Annotated in this window: 17 protein-coding genes and 4 tRNA genes; 12 read left to right on the top strand and 9 right to left on the bottom strand. The window is 53.2% G+C overall.

All coding sequences use genetic code 11. The features are described 5' to 3' along the window. The first annotated feature begins 178 nt into the window (after positions 1–178). Complete coding sequence (sdiA, locus tag FHW04_RS00905) at positions 179–901, top strand: transcriptional regulator SdiA (RefSeq protein WP_069728140.1); 723 nt, start codon at positions 179–181, stop codon at positions 899–901. 122 nt (positions 902–1,023) lie between these two features. Beyond that, the gene (locus FHW04_RS00900; RefSeq protein WP_031376088.1) at positions 1,024–1,635 is read left to right on the top strand and encodes an acyl-homoserine-lactone synthase; all 612 of its coding nucleotides are present in this window, start codon (positions 1,024–1,026) and stop codon (positions 1,633–1,635) included. A gap of 32 nt (positions 1,636–1,667) precedes the next feature. Here FHW04_RS00900 and FHW04_RS00895 read toward each other — a convergent pair whose 3' ends face one another. Continuing rightward, positions 1,668–1,892 carry a DUF2594 family protein gene (locus FHW04_RS00895; RefSeq protein ID WP_031376087.1) on the bottom strand — a complete coding sequence of 75 codons (225 nt, stop codon included), beginning with the start codon at positions 1,890–1,892 and terminating at the stop codon, positions 1,668–1,670. A 431-nt stretch (positions 1,893–2,323) separates the two neighbouring features. On the opposite strand from FHW04_RS00895, the gene uvrY reads away from it, so the two are divergent. The 6 genes from uvrY (at position 2,324) to FHW04_RS00865 (ending at position 5,862) form a co-directional block, all read left to right on the top strand. Beyond that, positions 2,324–2,983: a UvrY/SirA/GacA family response regulator transcription factor gene (uvrY, locus tag FHW04_RS00890; protein WP_031376086.1), complete on the top strand. Its 660-nt coding sequence runs from the start codon at positions 2,324–2,326 to the stop codon at positions 2,981–2,983. Beyond that, on the top strand, positions 2,976–4,808 hold the full coding sequence (gene uvrC, locus FHW04_RS00885) for an excinuclease ABC subunit UvrC (protein ID WP_031376085.1): 1,833 nt from the start codon (positions 2,976–2,978) through the stop codon (positions 4,806–4,808). The genes uvrY and uvrC overlap by 8 nt, the downstream gene beginning before the upstream one ends. A 68-nt stretch (positions 4,809–4,876) precedes the next feature. Next, positions 4,877–5,425, top strand: coding sequence for a CDP-diacylglycerol--glycerol-3-phosphate 3-phosphatidyltransferase (gene pgsA, locus FHW04_RS00880; protein ID WP_031376084.1), 549 nt, complete (start codon positions 4,877–4,879; stop codon positions 5,423–5,425). Between the two features lie 150 nt (positions 5,426–5,575). Then, positions 5,576–5,651: transfer RNA gene (locus FHW04_RS00875), tRNA-Gly, on the top strand. 40 nt (positions 5,652–5,691) lie between these two features. Beyond that, positions 5,692–5,765 (top strand) — tRNA-Cys (locus tag FHW04_RS00870). Between the two features lie 10 nt (positions 5,766–5,775). After that, a tRNA-Leu gene (locus FHW04_RS00865) sits at positions 5,776–5,862 on the top strand. A 153-nt stretch (positions 5,863–6,015) separates the two neighbouring features. On the opposite strand, the gene FHW04_RS00860 is transcribed toward FHW04_RS00865, so the two are convergent. After that, complete coding sequence (locus FHW04_RS00860; RefSeq protein ID WP_031376083.1) at positions 6,016–6,273, bottom strand: hypothetical protein; 258 nt, start codon at positions 6,271–6,273, stop codon at positions 6,016–6,018. Between the two features lie 373 nt (positions 6,274–6,646). On the opposite strand from FHW04_RS00860, the gene FHW04_RS00855 reads away from it, so the two are divergent. Continuing rightward, positions 6,647–6,719 (top strand) — tRNA-Arg (locus tag FHW04_RS00855). A 711-nt stretch (positions 6,720–7,430) separates the two neighbouring features. Here FHW04_RS00855 and FHW04_RS00850 read toward each other — a convergent pair. Next, positions 7,431–7,730 carry a hypothetical protein gene (locus tag FHW04_RS00850; protein ID WP_089561070.1) on the bottom strand — a complete coding sequence of 100 codons (300 nt, stop codon included), beginning with the start codon at positions 7,728–7,730 and terminating at the stop codon, positions 7,431–7,433. Between the two features lie 80 nt (positions 7,731–7,810). Beyond that, positions 7,811–8,086: a hypothetical protein gene (locus FHW04_RS00845; protein WP_143811569.1), complete on the bottom strand. Its 276-nt coding sequence runs from the start codon at positions 8,084–8,086 to the stop codon at positions 7,811–7,813. Between the two features lie 565 nt (positions 8,087–8,651). Here FHW04_RS00845 and FHW04_RS00840 point away from each other — a divergent pair. Then, entirely contained in the window at positions 8,652–9,521 is an 870-nt protein-coding gene (locus FHW04_RS00840; protein WP_089561068.1) for a substrate-binding domain-containing protein, read from the top strand. Between the two features lie 61 nt (positions 9,522–9,582). Here FHW04_RS00840 and FHW04_RS00835 read toward each other — a convergent pair whose 3' ends face one another. Beyond that, a complete protein-coding gene (locus tag FHW04_RS00835) occupies positions 9,583–9,753 on the bottom strand; it encodes a hypothetical protein (protein WP_162836819.1) in 171 nt (56 codons plus the stop codon). Positions 9,754–9,890: 137 nt separating this feature from the next. Here FHW04_RS00835 and FHW04_RS00830 point away from each other — a divergent pair, with 137 nt between their 5' ends. Further along, the gene (locus FHW04_RS00830; protein WP_227021872.1) at positions 9,891–10,142 is read left to right on the top strand and encodes a DUF6404 family protein; all 252 of its coding nucleotides are present in this window, start codon (positions 9,891–9,893) and stop codon (positions 10,140–10,142) included. A 51-nt stretch (positions 10,143–10,193) separates the two neighbouring features. On the opposite strand, the gene FHW04_RS00825 is transcribed toward FHW04_RS00830, so the two are convergent. The 4 genes from FHW04_RS00825 to FHW04_RS00810 all read right to left on the bottom strand — a co-directional run bounded on the left by FHW04_RS00825 (position 10,194) and on the right by FHW04_RS00810 (position 13,784). Beyond that, positions 10,194–11,699 carry a SulP family inorganic anion transporter gene (locus tag FHW04_RS00825; RefSeq protein WP_089561067.1) on the bottom strand — a complete coding sequence of 502 codons (1,506 nt, stop codon included), beginning with the start codon at positions 11,697–11,699 and terminating at the stop codon, positions 10,194–10,196. A 137-nt stretch (positions 11,700–11,836) separates the two neighbouring features. After that, complete coding sequence (locus FHW04_RS00820; RefSeq protein WP_031377899.1) at positions 11,837–12,103, bottom strand: biofilm/acid-resistance regulator YmgB/AriR; 267 nt, start codon at positions 12,101–12,103, stop codon at positions 11,837–11,839. A gap of 387 nt (positions 12,104–12,490) precedes the next feature. Next, positions 12,491–12,898, bottom strand: a complete 408-nt coding sequence (locus tag FHW04_RS00815; protein WP_031377900.1) for a DUF2000 domain-containing protein — start codon at positions 12,896–12,898, stop codon at positions 12,491–12,493. A 40-nt stretch (positions 12,899–12,938) separates the two neighbouring features. Next, the gene (locus FHW04_RS00810; RefSeq protein ID WP_089561066.1) at positions 12,939–13,784 is read right to left on the bottom strand and encodes an AraC family transcriptional regulator; all 846 of its coding nucleotides are present in this window, start codon (positions 13,782–13,784) and stop codon (positions 12,939–12,941) included. A gap of 145 nt (positions 13,785–13,929) precedes the next feature. Between FHW04_RS00810 and FHW04_RS00805 the strand changes: the two genes are divergently transcribed. After that, a complete protein-coding gene (locus FHW04_RS00805) occupies positions 13,930–14,361 on the top strand; it encodes a MarR family winged helix-turn-helix transcriptional regulator (protein ID WP_089561065.1) in 432 nt (143 codons plus the stop codon). The last annotated feature ends 2 nt before the right edge of the window (positions 14,362–14,363 follow it).

Below are 14,363 nucleotides of genomic sequence, written 5' to 3'. Positions count from 1 at the left end.
CATATTGACGTTGAAAGGCGGTTGTGGGGAGCCTGAGGTTCAGAGAATTAAATGCCATCTTTATTGTGGCGATGCCGGTTTGTACAATAAATTAATTTACTCCTGATAATTTATTTTTTATCTGAATAACCAAAATGAATAATAATGCGCAAATGCGTAAAAATAATGCCGAGGCAATATGAGTAGCGGGGATTATTTCGCCTGGCGGGGTGACGCAGAAGAAAAATTTCGGGCATTAACTTGTTCTTCTGAGCTGAAGACGTTATTGCACTGCTTTACTGAATCATTAGGCTTCGACTATTTTGCCTTCCTGATTCAGCATCCGGTGCCTTTCACCCGACCGCGCATTCATTTACACAGCAGTTATCCCACGCAGTGGGTTAAGCATTATGAAGCGAACAATTATTACGCGGTCGATCCGGTGCTGGAACAGTGCCAGCGGCCCGGCCGGGGAATGGTCTGGACGCGTGAACTGTTTACCGAGGCCGGTAACCTGTGGCAGGAGGCGGCAGAGCACGGCCTGCGTAGCGGTTTTTCTTGCTCTGCAATGGCACCAAATCGCGTCATTGGTATATTATCTATATCATCGCAACAGCCGCTTCCTATTCAGCAGCGCCGCATTGAGCTGGAAGTCAAACTACACTTTTTAGCGGAGCTAAGCTTAGATACGCTGGAACGCTTTAGCGATGATGCAATGATGGTACTAAAAAAAGAGTTTAGTCAGCGCGAGCTGGAAATTTTGAAATGGACTGCAGAGGGAAAAACTGCGGTGGAAATTTCACTTATTTTATCCATCTCTGAACATACCGTTAACTTTCACCAAAAAAATATGCAAAAGCGTTTCAATGTTTCCAATAAAACCCAGATTGCCTGTTATGCAGCAGCAGTCGGGCTGATTTAGACGAAAAGCAACTACCAATTTTAGTAGTTCCCTCGTCCAGGTCAGTTGTCTACCCTGCGCCGGGGCTTTGCCAGGCTGGCGCAAAGAAATCATTGCAAACATGGGGATGTCAGAGGCGCATGATGAAAATAGTTCAAACGCAATTAAAGGATATGCCATCCTCTTTGCTTGCCGAACTTGGCAGCTACCGGTATAGCGTATTTGCGCGCGGCGAAGGCTGGTCTATTCCGCCACGTCTTAGCACGCCGGGACAGGAATACGATCGCTTCGATCGCTCAGACGTGACCTGGCTGATTGCCTGGAATGCGCGGGAAGGGATCAGCGGCTGCGCCCGGCTTATGCCGTGGTTCGAACCGGAACAGAGTGAAGGCATTGTGTTGCCCTTCAGCCATGAAAAGGTGTGGGAGATGTCGCGCTTCTCGGCCCGGCTGGAGGTGGATCCTGAGTTGCCACTGAACATTCTCTGGCACGCGGTGCAGCTGGCAGAGCTGAATGGCATGGAGTACATCATCAGTTCAGCCACACCGATGCTGGAGAAGATGTTTGAGCAGCATCGGGTGGTGTATGAGCCGCTGACGCCGGGCTTGATCCTGTCGGAAGATAATCTGTTCGCGATTCGCATTCCGGTGGTGCAGCCTGCGCTGGCGGAGAAGTATCGCGGCACCCGGCGTTTCAGTCCGGAAGAAGTACTGCCGTCGCTGGGTGTGTCAGTTAACTGGCAGTCACACAGCTAACTAATTTGCCCCCGCAACCGGGGGCAAAACGTTTACTGGCGGTAGGCCGCTTTGATCTGCTTAATGGTGTTGCTGAACACTTCCGCCTGCGGCTTATCGCCCAGCGTCTGCACGTAGCGTTCCATATTGATAATGACTTTTCCGGCATCCGCCTGACCCATGCCTTTCAGAATCAGCGTGATCATCATTTTCAGACCCGCTATTTCATCCGCTAATTTGCGCGCTTCCTGCGAAGTTGCAAAGTCTTCATCGCTCATGATTTTCTCCTTGGTGAATAACAACGTGTCGGCAATCTCGTCCGTACAGCAGTGCGTGAGTATACCACAGGGCGATTAAGTTGCTGATCGGGCCGGTTCGCTTCTGGCCGAAAAGGTTATCAATCCAGCAGGGCTAATCAATCGCGGAAAGTTATCATAGCGCTTAACGATGTTCCTGACGGTGTTGCACACCCACATAAATCCCGCATCGAATTCTGTTTAAGTAAATGAAAAATAACTTTTTTAATTTTATTTTTCAGGTGGGACAGGTGGCGGTTTTAACGCGGCTAAGATAAGCGTGATCATCGGTTTTCAATCAGGTATCGCCGCTACAGTTTTACTTTGTTGATGTGCTTTTGAGGTAAAAACGGGTATGATTACCGCCTGAAATCGTTAATTGCTTCCTCTTTTTAGCCTCTGGAGTCTTCCCGTTGATCAGTGTGCTTCTTGTTGATGACCATGAACTGGTCCGTGCTGGTATCCGCCGCATCCTGGAGGATGTCAAAGGTCTGGTGGTAGTCGGAGAAGTTAACTGTGGTGAGGACGCGGCCAAATGGTGTCGTGCCAATCAGGTCGATGTGATTTTGATGGATATGAACATGCCAGGCATTGGCGGGCTTGAGGCGACACGCAAGATCGTGCGCTACAATCCCGACATCAAAATCATCATGCTGACAATCCATACCGAGAATCCATTACCGGCCAAAGTGATGCAGGCCGGTGCCGCTGGCTACCTCAGTAAAGGGGCAGCGCCGCAGGAAGTGATTAACGCGATTCGTTCGGTTAACGCCGGACAACGCTACATCGCCTCGGACATTGCGCAGCAGATGGCGCTGAGCCAGATTGAGCCGCAGAAAGCCGAATCACCTTTCAGCTGTTTGTCGGAAAGGGAATTGCAGATTATGCTGATGATCACCAAAGGACAAAAGGTGACGGAAATTTCCGAGCAGTTGAATCTCAGTCCTAAAACCGTTAACAGCTACCGTTATCGTATGTTCAGTAAGCTGAACATCAGCGGTGACGTAGAGTTAACGCATCTGGCCATTCGACATGGCCTCTATAATGCGGAGCCGTTAATCAGTAGTGAGTGACGTTTTTAATTCCAAAGCCTTTCTGAGTACGGTGACCAGTAAGCCCGGCGTCTACCGCATGTATGACGCCTCAGGCACCGTCATCTATGTTGGCAAAGCCAAAGATCTGAAAAAGCGTTTGACCAGCTATTTTCGCACTCAGGTCGGCAGCCGCAAGACCGAAGCGCTGGTAAGCAATATCCAGCACATCGACGTCACCGTAACCCACACCGAAACCGAAGCGCTGCTGCTTGAGCATAACTACATCAAGCTGTATCAGCCGCGCTACAACGTATTGCTGCGCGATGATAAATCCTATCCCTACATCTTCCTGAGCGCTGACACCCATCCGCGACTGGCGATGCACCGTGGTGCTAAACACGCGAAAGGGGAATACTTTGGGCCGTTCCCCAACGGCTATGCGGTACGCGAAACCCTCGGACTGCTGCAAAAAGTCTTCCCGATCCGTCAGTGCGAAAACAGCGTTTACCGCAACCGATCACGTCCCTGTCTGCAATACCAGATTGGTCGTTGTCTGGGGCCGTGCGTGGCCGGACTGGTGAGTGAAGAGGAGTACGCCCAGCAAACCGATTATGTGCGCCTGTTCCTGGCGGGCAAAGATGATCAGGTCCTCAATCTGCTGGTGAAGCGGATGGAGGAGGCGAGCGTCGGACTTCGATTTGAAGAAGCGGCCCGCCTGCGCGATCAGATTCAGGCGGTGCGGCGGGTCACTGAGAAACAGTTTGTCTCCAATCAGGGCGATGACCTGGATGTGATGGGCGTGGCTTACGAGGCGGGTATGGCCTGTCTGCACGTGCTGTTTATTCGTCAGGGTAAAGTGTTAGGCAGCCGCAGCTACTTCCCGAAAGTGCCGGCGGATACCGATCTGGCCGAAGTGGTGCAAACCTTTGTCGGACAGTTCTACCTGCAGGGCAGTGAAGCGCGCACCTTGCCGGGCGACATCCTGCTCGACTTTACCTTGCCAGAACGCGAATTGCTGGCCGACTCGCTGAGCGAGCTGGCTGGTCGTCGGGTCTCGATTCAGAGCAAACCGCGCGGCGATCGCGCCCGTTATCTGAAGCTGGCGCGAACCAATGCCGCGACCGCATTAACCACCCGGTTATCGCAACACTCGACGATTCATCAGCGTCTGGCAGCTCTGGCGGAGTTTCTTCAGCTCGACAAGATCACGCGCATGGAGTGTTTCGATATCAGCCACACCATGGGTGAGCAGACGATCGCCTCCTGCGTGGTGTTCGATCAGAACGGTCCGCTGCGTGCCGACTACCGCCGCTATAACATCAGCGGTATTACGCCCGGCGATGACTATGCCGCGATGAACCAGGTGCTGCGCCGTCGTTATGGTAAAGCGATCGAAGAGGACAAGATCCCGGACGTGATCCTGATCGATGGCGGCAAAGGACAGCTTGCCCAGGCGAAACAGGTATTCGCCGAGCTGGATGTGCCGTGGGATAAATCCCGACCGATTTTACTGGGCGTAGCCAAAGGCAGCGATCGTAAAGCGGGACTGGAAACACTGTTCTTTGAAGCGGAAGGCGAGGGCGTTTCTCTGCCGCCGGATGCCCCGGCGCTGCATGTAATTCAGCATATTCGTGACGATGCTCACAATCATGCAATCTCGGGCCACCGTAAAAAACGCGCTAAAGTAAAGAACACCAGCGCACTGGAAAGCATCGAAGGAGTGGGGCCGAAACGGCGTCAGCAACTGCTTAAGTACATGGGGGGCCTGCAACCGCTGATGAATGCATCAGTGGAGGAGATCGCCAATGTACCGGGTATCTCACACGCCCTGGCAGAAAAAATATACTACTCGTTGAAACACTAGCATTGAAACGGGGGGGGCAATGTAGGAACATACGTTAAATTCTACCCATTCCAGACAGTTACCGGCATATGCAATTTAACATCCCGACGTGTCTCACCCTGTTCCGAGTCGTCCTCATCCCGTTCTTCGTGCTGGCTTTCTATCTGCCGTTTCACTGGGCACCGCTGGCTACTGCACTGATCTTCATTTTCGCTGCCGTCACCGACTGGTTTGACGGCTTTCTGGCGCGCCGCTGGAAACAGACCACCCGCTTCGGGGCATTTCTTGACCCGGTGGCCGATAAAGTGATGGTCGCGATGGCGCTGGTGCTGGTGGCAGAATATTTCCATGCCTGGTGGATTACGCTGCCCGCCGCCACCATGATTGCCCGTGAGATTATCATCTCTGCGTTGCGTGAGTGGATGGCTGAGATCGGTAAACGCAGCAGCGTGTCGGTTTCATGGATTGGCAAAGTGAAAACCACCGCCCAGATGCTGTCGCTGTTTGCCCTGCTGTGGCGTCCTGACAGCACGGTAGTCGGAATTGGCGTGGTGGCGTTATACATTGCTGCGGTGCTGACTTTCTGGTCAATGTTTCAGTATTTAAGCGCGGCGCGCGGCGATCTGCTCGAACCGTGATCGATGCGATTTAAAAAGCAGCAAACAGACACACAGTGAGGATAATTTTATTGACTCACTGCGTCAGGTCAGTAGAATGCATCGCATCGAACGGCAGCCAGCCTGCCAGAAGATAAATAAAATCAGCAAGTTCGATGCAGTTGCTGAAATGCGGGAATAGCTCAGTTGGTAGAGCACGACCTTGCCAAGGTCGGGGTCGCGAGTTCGAGTCTCGTTTCCCGCTCCAGATTCGCAGGTCAGGTTAACCTGGCGGCACATCAGTTTAAGGCGCGTTGGCAGAGTGGCTATGCAGCGGATTGCAAATCCGTGTACCTCGGTTCGACTCCGGGACGCGCCTCCAGTTACACCCTGCCCGGGTGGTGAAATCGGTAGACACAAGGGATTTAAAATCCCTCGGCTGTAAGGCTGTGCGGGTTCAAGTCCCGCCCCGGGCACCATATTGAAACCGAATAAAAACAAGCAGTAAGCAATGTCGTAAGCCACCTCAAAAGGTGGTTTTTTTGTTTCTGTAGGGTGGCGAAGACGACGGTCAGACAGACCGTGCCCTCGTGCTCGATTATCCTTCCCCCCTTTCTCTGCAAATTCCGGCCTCAGGCGCGCGAGCTGAAAACCAACTGGTCGTCAGCGTTACTGATCAGATACATTCGCTGCGCTTCACCGCTGGATGAGACAAAGGTCACCTGTTGGCCGATACTGACAGCATCAAATGCCTCGGTAGGCTGCAGCTGTTTCTGGATCTCAAGCACGATGCGTGATTTAAAGGGCTTTTCATTCACCGTATCGATATGGTAACTGGCGGTGAATGTCAGATCCGGATGATCAAGAATATAAAATTGTCCTGAGGGCATAGTCATTACCTCTTCGCTTATTTCAGTCTGCTGAACGCCGGAAGCGTTTCCCCCGACAGTCTGGCTTTTAAGGCTAGCTGAAGAATGCGTGATTAAAAGCATTAGCAACCTATTTTTATGGTTTCCGCTGTTTTATCAAATATTCACCGCTTGCGCTTGCAGCCTTATTAGCCGGCACTACCCTTACTTTAATCCGCCGTTATTACTGCAGTACCCAGGCTGAAATATCCCGCCAGGTGACGGGCAGATCTTCGAAGGGGAAGGCGGTCGATTACGCCGGGCAGGCAGCCTGAATGCTGGTTAAGCAAGGCAACGGGCAGCGCGCTGTGGCAAAGGGTTACGCGAGGCAGGGTGAGGTGTCGGGCGGGGAAACACGGGCATAGTATAACGGTATTATTGCAATTCTTCGGGGATTGCCGATGCAGGTTCAACTCCTGCTGCCCGGTCCTGCTGCTATCTGCCCGGTGATAAAAATAACCGTAGCCGGGGTTAGCCTGCCGGAAATAATCCGGCTGAATAGTTAATCAGTTTAGAGATGAGCCGATATTTGAAATTATTATATTAACCCGTCGGCTGGCCACGCTATTCTGCTTTACGTTGACAGAACAATTTCATGCTGTATCGGCTTACCCGTTTACGGATATTCGTGTGTCTGTTACGCCGCGCAGGGCGATATGTTTAAAAAACGCTTAATGGCTGCTCGTTGTGGTGGAATATATAAGCCTTAATAGCGGATAGCCGAATCAATTCGCCGTTGTAGAAAGTATCAACGCACAGGTCAATGCCGTGATGCTGTTAGTTTTGTGAAGAGTCTGCACCAGGATGGGATGCGTTTTGACAGCATATTCTGTGGATAAAGGAATAGCTAAAAAAGGAGTGGTAACCCATAATCCTGACTTAATAGTGGGTGTGTCCACTGCTTATGGGCCAGCACATTAAGTGCTGGCCCGGCTGACGATAAAATCACGCTGTGAAGGTAGTTGAAAGGTGTCACACCGAATGGTTATTGGGAAATAAAGGTTAATCTTTAACAGCTTATAATTTTAAAAACAGACAAACTGTAAATGTGCTGGTTTGAGGTGCAACTATCATAATTTACACAAGCGTTAATTTTGATTATGTCGGCCCAGCAAATACTCTGCTTATCGAAAATATGGTTAACCCAGATATTTCACGATATCGAGAAAAAAGGCTTCGCTCTCGGCTGGGGTATGGTACGCACCATAAATTGCGCCACCGATGCCACCAACGGCGAGACCAACGAAGACCCCGACAAGCTGCGACAGACCAAAAGTAAAAGGACCGGCAAAACTTGCCCATTTCCCAAAGCTAAACGCGAGTGTGGTCGCGCCAATGACCGCGCCATTTAAGACCGCTTCACCAAAATCTTCAACTTCTGTAGCGGTCGGAGCGCCGCCTGCTACAAAGTATAATTCCTGACTGCTTAGGTTTCTCATAATACCTTCTTATATAAAACAAAAGAGCGCCAGCATTCGAAGGGCATTCGGCCTGGCACTCTTTTTTATTATTGGCGGTTTTATCCAGCGTGTTCCATTATGCTATTGAAAAAGTTTTCAACCTGTTCAGAGGTATGCGTTGCGCCATATAATGCGCCGCCGATTCCGCCTACAATCAGGCCCAGGGCTACGCCCACCAGTTGTGAAATACCAAAAGTAGTGATGCCGGAGACCATAGCCCACTTACCGCCAATAAACGCGTAGGTCGTCGCGCCAATGATTGCCCCTTCAAACATTTCCTGCAAACCTGCACCAGAAACACAGCTAATTTCATATTGGTTAAGTTCTTTCATCATCAATTCCTTTTATTGTTAAGTTTATTGCCACCATTATTGTGGTGAGATGGATTATAGTGTCGGTCGAGATGCAGATTAAATAGTAATTGGTCCATATTGTTGTGGTTACTGAGGTGATTGGATTGCAAAATGGTTATATGGAAAATGTAAGCTCAGGATGAAGCGTGAATTAATGAAAAACGATAAAAATCACGGTGTCTTTCATTTGTCAGAAATTAAACAGTGACAATCATATGTCCACTATTACGCTGGTATGACTCATCCATTGCGACCCGATTTTTGAGTGACAGCTATTATCTGAATTAACGGCCAGCGTAGTGAGTGGTCATGATTCTGTGCATTTGCCTGAGATTGAAAACCATCCCTGTCTGTACACAAATCTATTCTGTTGGCGAAGTGGATCATTTAGGCTGTAGAGGGTTGCTGCCGGTATCCGTTAGCAGACGGGTAAGCCACAACCTGCAGCAAAGATTGGCTAAGTACGGCCGGCACAACCACTGCCAGCGGCGCAAAGCCGGTGTTTTCAATCTATTCTCAGCCGCAAAAGAAGTCGGGACCCTTTATAATGACGCTTTCCACTGACCAGCAGCCTGATACCGCATTTCCGCCGATGATTGGCGTAATCTCCAGCCCGTTACTGAATTCATGGCAGCAGAAAATCCTCCATCAACTGACGCACCAGCTCAACGCGCGTGGCGTGTTGATGCTTCTGTTGAATGCCGCCACTGAACAGGCGCTCGCAGCACAACTGACTCAGGCGGCCCCGCTCGGGCTGCGTGGTTTACTGCTGTTGCCGGGTGCGTTCAGTGACTCACCGCCTGCAAGCATCCTGACCACGGCCTCGCTGCCGGTGCTGCAGCTTGACGCAGAGCAGGTAATGCAGACGGATGCCAGGCTGGCGGGCGAAGCGATCGGGCCTCTGCTGCTGGCAGAAGGGCATCAGCGGCTGGGTTATCTGCAGAGCCAGGCAGGGGCATCGCCACAGAAACAAGGCTACAGCGCCAGCCTGATGGCGGCAGATCAAGCGATCTGCGTCGATCTGGTGGCGGGCGGCAACGATCGTGAACAGGGCTGGCAGGCGATGACCGATTATCTGAAACAGACCCGCGCCGCCGAGCGCATCCAGGCGCTGTTCTGTGAATCTGATCTGCTGGCGTTTGGTGCGATGCAGGCAATCCGGGATTTTGGTCAGGGCGCGCACGTAGCGGTAGTCGGGTTCGGTGATCTTGATGAAGCACAATCCTCAACCTGGCATCTGACCAGCTGGTCAGTCAATATCGAGCGGGCAATTAACGACGCGCTGAACCGCCTGCTGGGACCCTGTGCAGCACAAGGTGAAACGGGCGGCGAAGGGGGATTAAAGCGTCGTCACTCCCATTTAGGCAAACAGCGACCGGGAGAGATGTCTGAGTGCGGGTGCGCCCATCGGCACTAGTCCGCCCGGCGACAGATGCATCGTGATCCGGGCGGGAGATCCTGAACTCAGGGCTAGAGGTTCAGGATTGTGGCTGACCAACCGGGCCACTGCCGCCAGGCGCACCGACCGGCTGCTGACCGCCTGGCGGTGACGGCGGCGGCGGCGCATCTCTGCCCGGCGACTGAGGCGCACAGGCGGAAAGGGTAGTGATAACGGCAAAAGCTGACAGCAATAAGGCGCAACGTTTCATCAAGGTATCCTGAAAGTTTAACGGTGCCTTTAGTATAGAAAAGTCGGGTGGAATCACCTGATACGCCGTCTTGTGCCGGCCAGAGCAGAAATTGCGGCCGATTATTTGAAACGCCTCTCATCTCCGGCGTGCCAGCAATGCGTTTTGTGCTGAACCCCGCTAAGGTAGCGCATCATTATAGAGGAGTGGTTATGAATGGCATCGTGAAGTTCGTCCGCGGCTGGCTGGTGTTTTCTGTTCTGTGGGGCGTGTTCATGTGGTTTATGTCATGGCAGCAGCAGGGCAAAGAGATAGGGCTGGCGATTCTGACCAGTCTTTACGCCGGTCTGATCTATCAGGCATTAATGACGATGGTGGCCCGCTACAAAGCGCGCCGGCAACAGGCCTGAGCCTGACCGGCAGCTTCGCAGGCCGCCGGTCAGCCAGAATAAATCGCAAGGTTAGCCGAAATTACCGGTTAACCGGCGATGAAAATCAGTACTGCGGTTATCCAGTCCCTCAATCTTCACCTGCGCGCCATAGCGCTGATAGCGATATTCAATGCCATCCAGCGCCGCCACACTTGATGCGTCCCAGATCTGCGCATGCGTTAAATCGATAATGACGTTTTTCGGATCGTGGGCGTAATCGAAATGTTCAAACAGATCGTTGCTGCTCGCAAAAAACAGCGGCCCGCGCACCGTATAACGTACCGATTCGCCATCCTCGCTCAACTGACGCTCGGCGTGAATGACGTGGGCAATGCGGCGGGCAAACAGCATCATGGCGACAATCACGCCGGCCAGCACCCCCAGCGCCAGGTTACCCGTCCACACGGTCACCACCACGGTCAGCACCATAATCAGCGTTTCAGACCACGGCATGCGCTTCAGCGTAGCCGGTTGCAGGCTGTGCCAGTTGACGGTTTTCACCGCCACTACCATCATGATCCCTGCCAGAACCACCATCGGGATTTGCGCCATAATCTGGCTCAGACCGGTAACCAATAGCAGCAGCACCAGTCCGGCAGCCACGGTAGAAACCCGACTACGCGCCCGGCCGAGCTCGACGTTAACGATGGTCTGGCCGATCATCGCGCAACCGGCGATACCACCATAAAAACCGGCAAAAATGTTTGCCACGCCCAGTCCCCAGGATTCCCGACGTTTGCTGGACGGCGTATCCGTCAGGTCATCCACCAGTTTGGCGGTCAGCAGCGACTCCATTAGCCCGACAAAGGCGATACTGAGCGCGGTCGGCCAGATAATCTGCAGCGTCTGCAGATTCAGCGGCACCATCAGGCTGTTAAAGCCGGGCAGGCCAGGGCTCATCGGGCCTTCGTCGCCAACATTAGGCATGCGATAGCCCATCAGCAGGGCAACGCCGGTTACCACCACAATCGCCACCAGCGGTGAGGGAACGCTTTTCACCAGCCGCGGCAATAGCAGCACAATCGCCAGCGTCACGGCAAAGAAGATCCACACCAGCGATGATTGTCCCCATACGTGCGGAACCTGAGCAAAGAAAATCAGCACGCCCAGCGCATTCACAAATCCCAGCATCACCGAGCGTGGAATGTAGCGCATCATGCGTGCCAGCCCGGCCAGACCAAACAGGATCTGAATCACGCCGCCCATCACCACCGCGGGCAAAATGTAGTTAACGCCATGCAGATGCACCATCGGACCGATCACCAGCGCCACTGAACCGGCGGCAGCGGTCACCATTGCCGGACGGCCACCGAGAATCGACAGCGTCAGACAGAGCACCACCGAGGCAATCAGGCTGACTTTAGGATCAACGCCGGCAATAACCGAAAAAGAGATCACTTCGGGGATCAGCGCCAGCGCGGTAATCACCCCGGCCAGGCATTCGCGGGTCAGCAGCGCCGGAGAGCGTAATACGCGTCCGACACTAATATCACTCGCCACAACCGGCGTTGCAGCGACATCATTCGATTGAGTCATAAAGGATTGCAGGCTCTTTTTTGTTTTGCTCCCGCACGAAGGGCGAGAAAGTCGGGATAAAAGTGAGGGCAGATGTTACCGGGCGCAGGGCGAAGATACCAGAAAAAGGCGGGCTGACTCCCTCCATGGAGTCGGGATTATAACGAGAAATCATCCGGGGTTTTGTGGACGACCAGCTCAAGCAGTTGCCGATAGATTTCCAGCGACTCCCGGTTGCTTTCCAGTTCCAGACGATGAATCAGTTTAGAAATAATCGCCTTATTACTGACCGGCATGCCGGACTGCAGGATCTCCGCGACCACTAAGCCGAGCATCTCCATATCACTGGCCGGTTTATTGGCGGCAGCATTAAAGTAGTCGGCAATTTCCTGATCGGTTCTGGGAACCCTATTCTGATTTTGCATGTGTAAGCCCTTCAAAACAGCCCGATTCCCTTTCGGATGTCAGGACAAAAAGACATTAAAAAAACCTCCGCATGGACAGATGCGAAGGAACCCAACGTCATAAATAAACGGATAAAAAAATAACCTCTGAAGGTGGAAATCCACTGACACCTTCAGAGGCGACGCAAGTGCATCATTCGTTACAGAGTCGCAAAACAACTCGTGGGGATAAAGTTATACAATGAAGTCCAATCTGTACAATCGGATTCCTAAGCAAAATGTGCTATTTGAGCATTAACAGGGGTTTATAAGGAATATTCCGAGAACAAAATTGTACAGAAAATGTGTACAGCCTGGAAAGTTGACTTAAATGATGCGGAAAGCGTGCGACAACTTCCCGCGTTAACCTTAACTGAAAAGTGCGAGTCTGGCGGTCAGCTTGCGCAGGGCTTTTTTCTCACCGACCACCGCCATGCCCAGCAAACGCCACTCCTGACGTGGCTTCTGCCGCATCGCGTCACTCAGCGCCTGATAGTCGGTGGTGGACTGGCCCTCTTCCGGAAACAGCACCATATCGCAGCCAGCCTGTTCGGCGTTTTCCCGCAGCAGGCTGAGCTGATCGGTGGTAGCCGCCAGTACCGGGATACCGACCGGGATCAGGCCGGGGCAGGGATGGGCACTGGCATCTTCCAGCGCCTCGCCGACCAGCGCCGGATGACGCTGGCCGAGGGTTAACGCCATAACGGCAGCGGCATTGGTTGCTTTGCCCGGCGGCAAACTGGCATTCAAAATCATGACACAACGTAAGTCCTGCATTGCGCTTCTCCTGACTAAAAAGCGCATTGTGGCAGGCGGATCAGGCCGGGTCTGGAAGATTTGTGCAGGCACGCTGATAACGTGCCGGACTGAGCTGGCAGGCGCGCTTAAACCAGCGGCCGAGATGGCTCTGATCGGCAAAACCCAGCGCGGCGGCGACATCGGCCACCGGCTGGCCCTGAGCCAGTCGCCGCCGGGCCTGACTCAGCCGCCACTGCACCAGCCAGGCGTGAGGCGGCAATCCCCAGTGGGCCAGGAACAGCCGCGACAGACGAAAGCGATCCAGTTTCAGACTCAGCGCCATCTGCTGTAAACCCGGATTTTCAGCATGATGAGCAATCAGCCAGTCCCGCGCCAGCAGCGCCAGCCGGGCATCCGGGTAAACCGGCCCGGACGCGCGCCACAACCGGTGCTGCGTCAGCTGGCCAAACAGTCGGTCGAGTGCCGCGTCTTTGATTAATGCCGGATGATCGTGCCACAACGCGTCGAAGGCGTGCCAGACCGCATAAGCCAGCGGCCGGTCGTCGCGCAGCGTATCCGCGAAGCCTAACTCACGCTGCTCTGGTCCCTCCGCCAGCAGCGGAGCGAGATGCAGCTCAATCTGCTGGGGTGAAAGATAGAGCATGCGGTAGGTGAAGCCCTGCTCATTGATCGCGTCGCCATCATGTAATTCTTCCGGTTCCAGCATAAACACCGTACCGGGTCGGCTTTGATGCTGTTTGCGTCGCGAATGAAACTGCTGTACACCTTGCTCAGTTACACCAATCAGGTAACTGTCGTGCCAGTGCGGATCGTAAGCGTGTCCGGTAAAATGGGCGCGCAGCGACTCAATACCGCTGGCAGCATCACGGCGCAAATCCACCCAGTTTTTCGCAGCTGTTATCATGGTGTTCGACTCCCGGTTGCGGCCTCTGGACATTCTGCCGCGATCCACTAATTTTTAACAGATCGGGCGCTTTCCAATCGCGTTTGGCTTTGCGTATAATAACGCCTTCATTTAATTAGAAGTCTAACAATTAGGTTGCTAACATTTGTTATCGCATACTCGTACATTTACCCATCTCCTGCATCTGACCGCGCACGCCTGGCGCCTGGCCGTCGATCGCCATCTGAAAGATAGCGGTCTGAGCATGAGCAGCTGGATGGCGATTGGCCTGATTGCCAGTGAACCTGAAAGAATGACCCAGACCGAGTTGGCGCAGCTGCTGGGACTGGAAGATGCCAGCATGGTGCCGCTGGTCGATCGGCTGGTCAAACAATCGCTGCTGTCGCGGGTCCAGCCGCCGGAAGATCGGCGAAAACGCCATCTGGTGCTGACTGAAAAGGGCAACCAGGCGTTCGCTAAGGTAAAAAACCAGGCCGACGCGCTGCGTAGTGAAATGCTGGCGGACATCGATCCGCAGGACCTGGCCGTGACCGAGCGAGTGTTACAGCAACTACTGACGCGAATGGGAAGCATGTAAAG

The organism is Pantoea sp. AN62 (assembly GCF_050432985.1).
Taxonomy (GTDB): domain Bacteria; phylum Pseudomonadota; class Gammaproteobacteria; order Enterobacterales; family Enterobacteriaceae; genus Pantoea; species Pantoea brenneri.
This window is presented reverse-complemented; position numbering and strand designations above follow the sequence as displayed.

Coding starts and splice junctions, on each gene's coding strand:
- pgsA (WP_031376084.1), top strand. CDS start 4,877: ATGCAATTTAACATCCCGACGTGTCTCACCCTGTTCCGAGTCGTCCTC.
- FHW04_RS00820 (WP_031377899.1), bottom strand. CDS start 12,103: ATGCAAAATCAGAATAGGGTTCCCAGAACCGATCAGGAAATTGCCGAC.
- sdiA (WP_069728140.1), top strand. CDS start 179: ATGAGTAGCGGGGATTATTTCGCCTGGCGGGGTGACGCAGAAGAAAAA.
- FHW04_RS00830 (WP_227021872.1), top strand. CDS start 9,891: ATGCGTTTTGTGCTGAACCCCGCTAAGGTAGCGCATCATTATAGAGGA.
- FHW04_RS00840 (WP_089561068.1), top strand. CDS start 8,652: ATGACGCTTTCCACTGACCAGCAGCCTGATACCGCATTTCCGCCGATG.
- FHW04_RS00850 (WP_089561070.1), bottom strand. CDS start 7,730: ATGAGAAACCTAAGCAGTCAGGAATTATACTTTGTAGCAGGCGGCGCT.
- FHW04_RS00845 (WP_143811569.1), bottom strand. CDS start 8,086: ATGATGAAAGAACTTAACCAATATGAAATTAGCTGTGTTTCTGGTGCA.
- FHW04_RS00860 (WP_031376083.1), bottom strand. CDS start 6,273: ATGCCCTCAGGACAATTTTATATTCTTGATCATCCGGATCTGACATTC.
- FHW04_RS00900 (WP_031376088.1), top strand. CDS start 1,024: ATGAAAATAGTTCAAACGCAATTAAAGGATATGCCATCCTCTTTGCTT.
- FHW04_RS00835 (WP_162836819.1), bottom strand. CDS start 9,753: ATGAAACGTTGCGCCTTATTGCTGTCAGCTTTTGCCGTTATCACTACC.
- FHW04_RS00810 (WP_089561066.1), bottom strand. CDS start 13,784: ATGATAACAGCTGCGAAAAACTGGGTGGATTTGCGCCGTGATGCTGCC.
- FHW04_RS00815 (WP_031377900.1), bottom strand. CDS start 12,898: ATGCAGGACTTACGTTGTGTCATGATTTTGAATGCCAGTTTGCCGCCG.
- FHW04_RS00825 (WP_089561067.1), bottom strand. CDS start 11,699: ATGACTCAATCGAATGATGTCGCTGCAACGCCGGTTGTGGCGAGTGAT.
- FHW04_RS00895 (WP_031376087.1), bottom strand. CDS start 1,892: ATGAGCGATGAAGACTTTGCAACTTCGCAGGAAGCGCGCAAATTAGCG.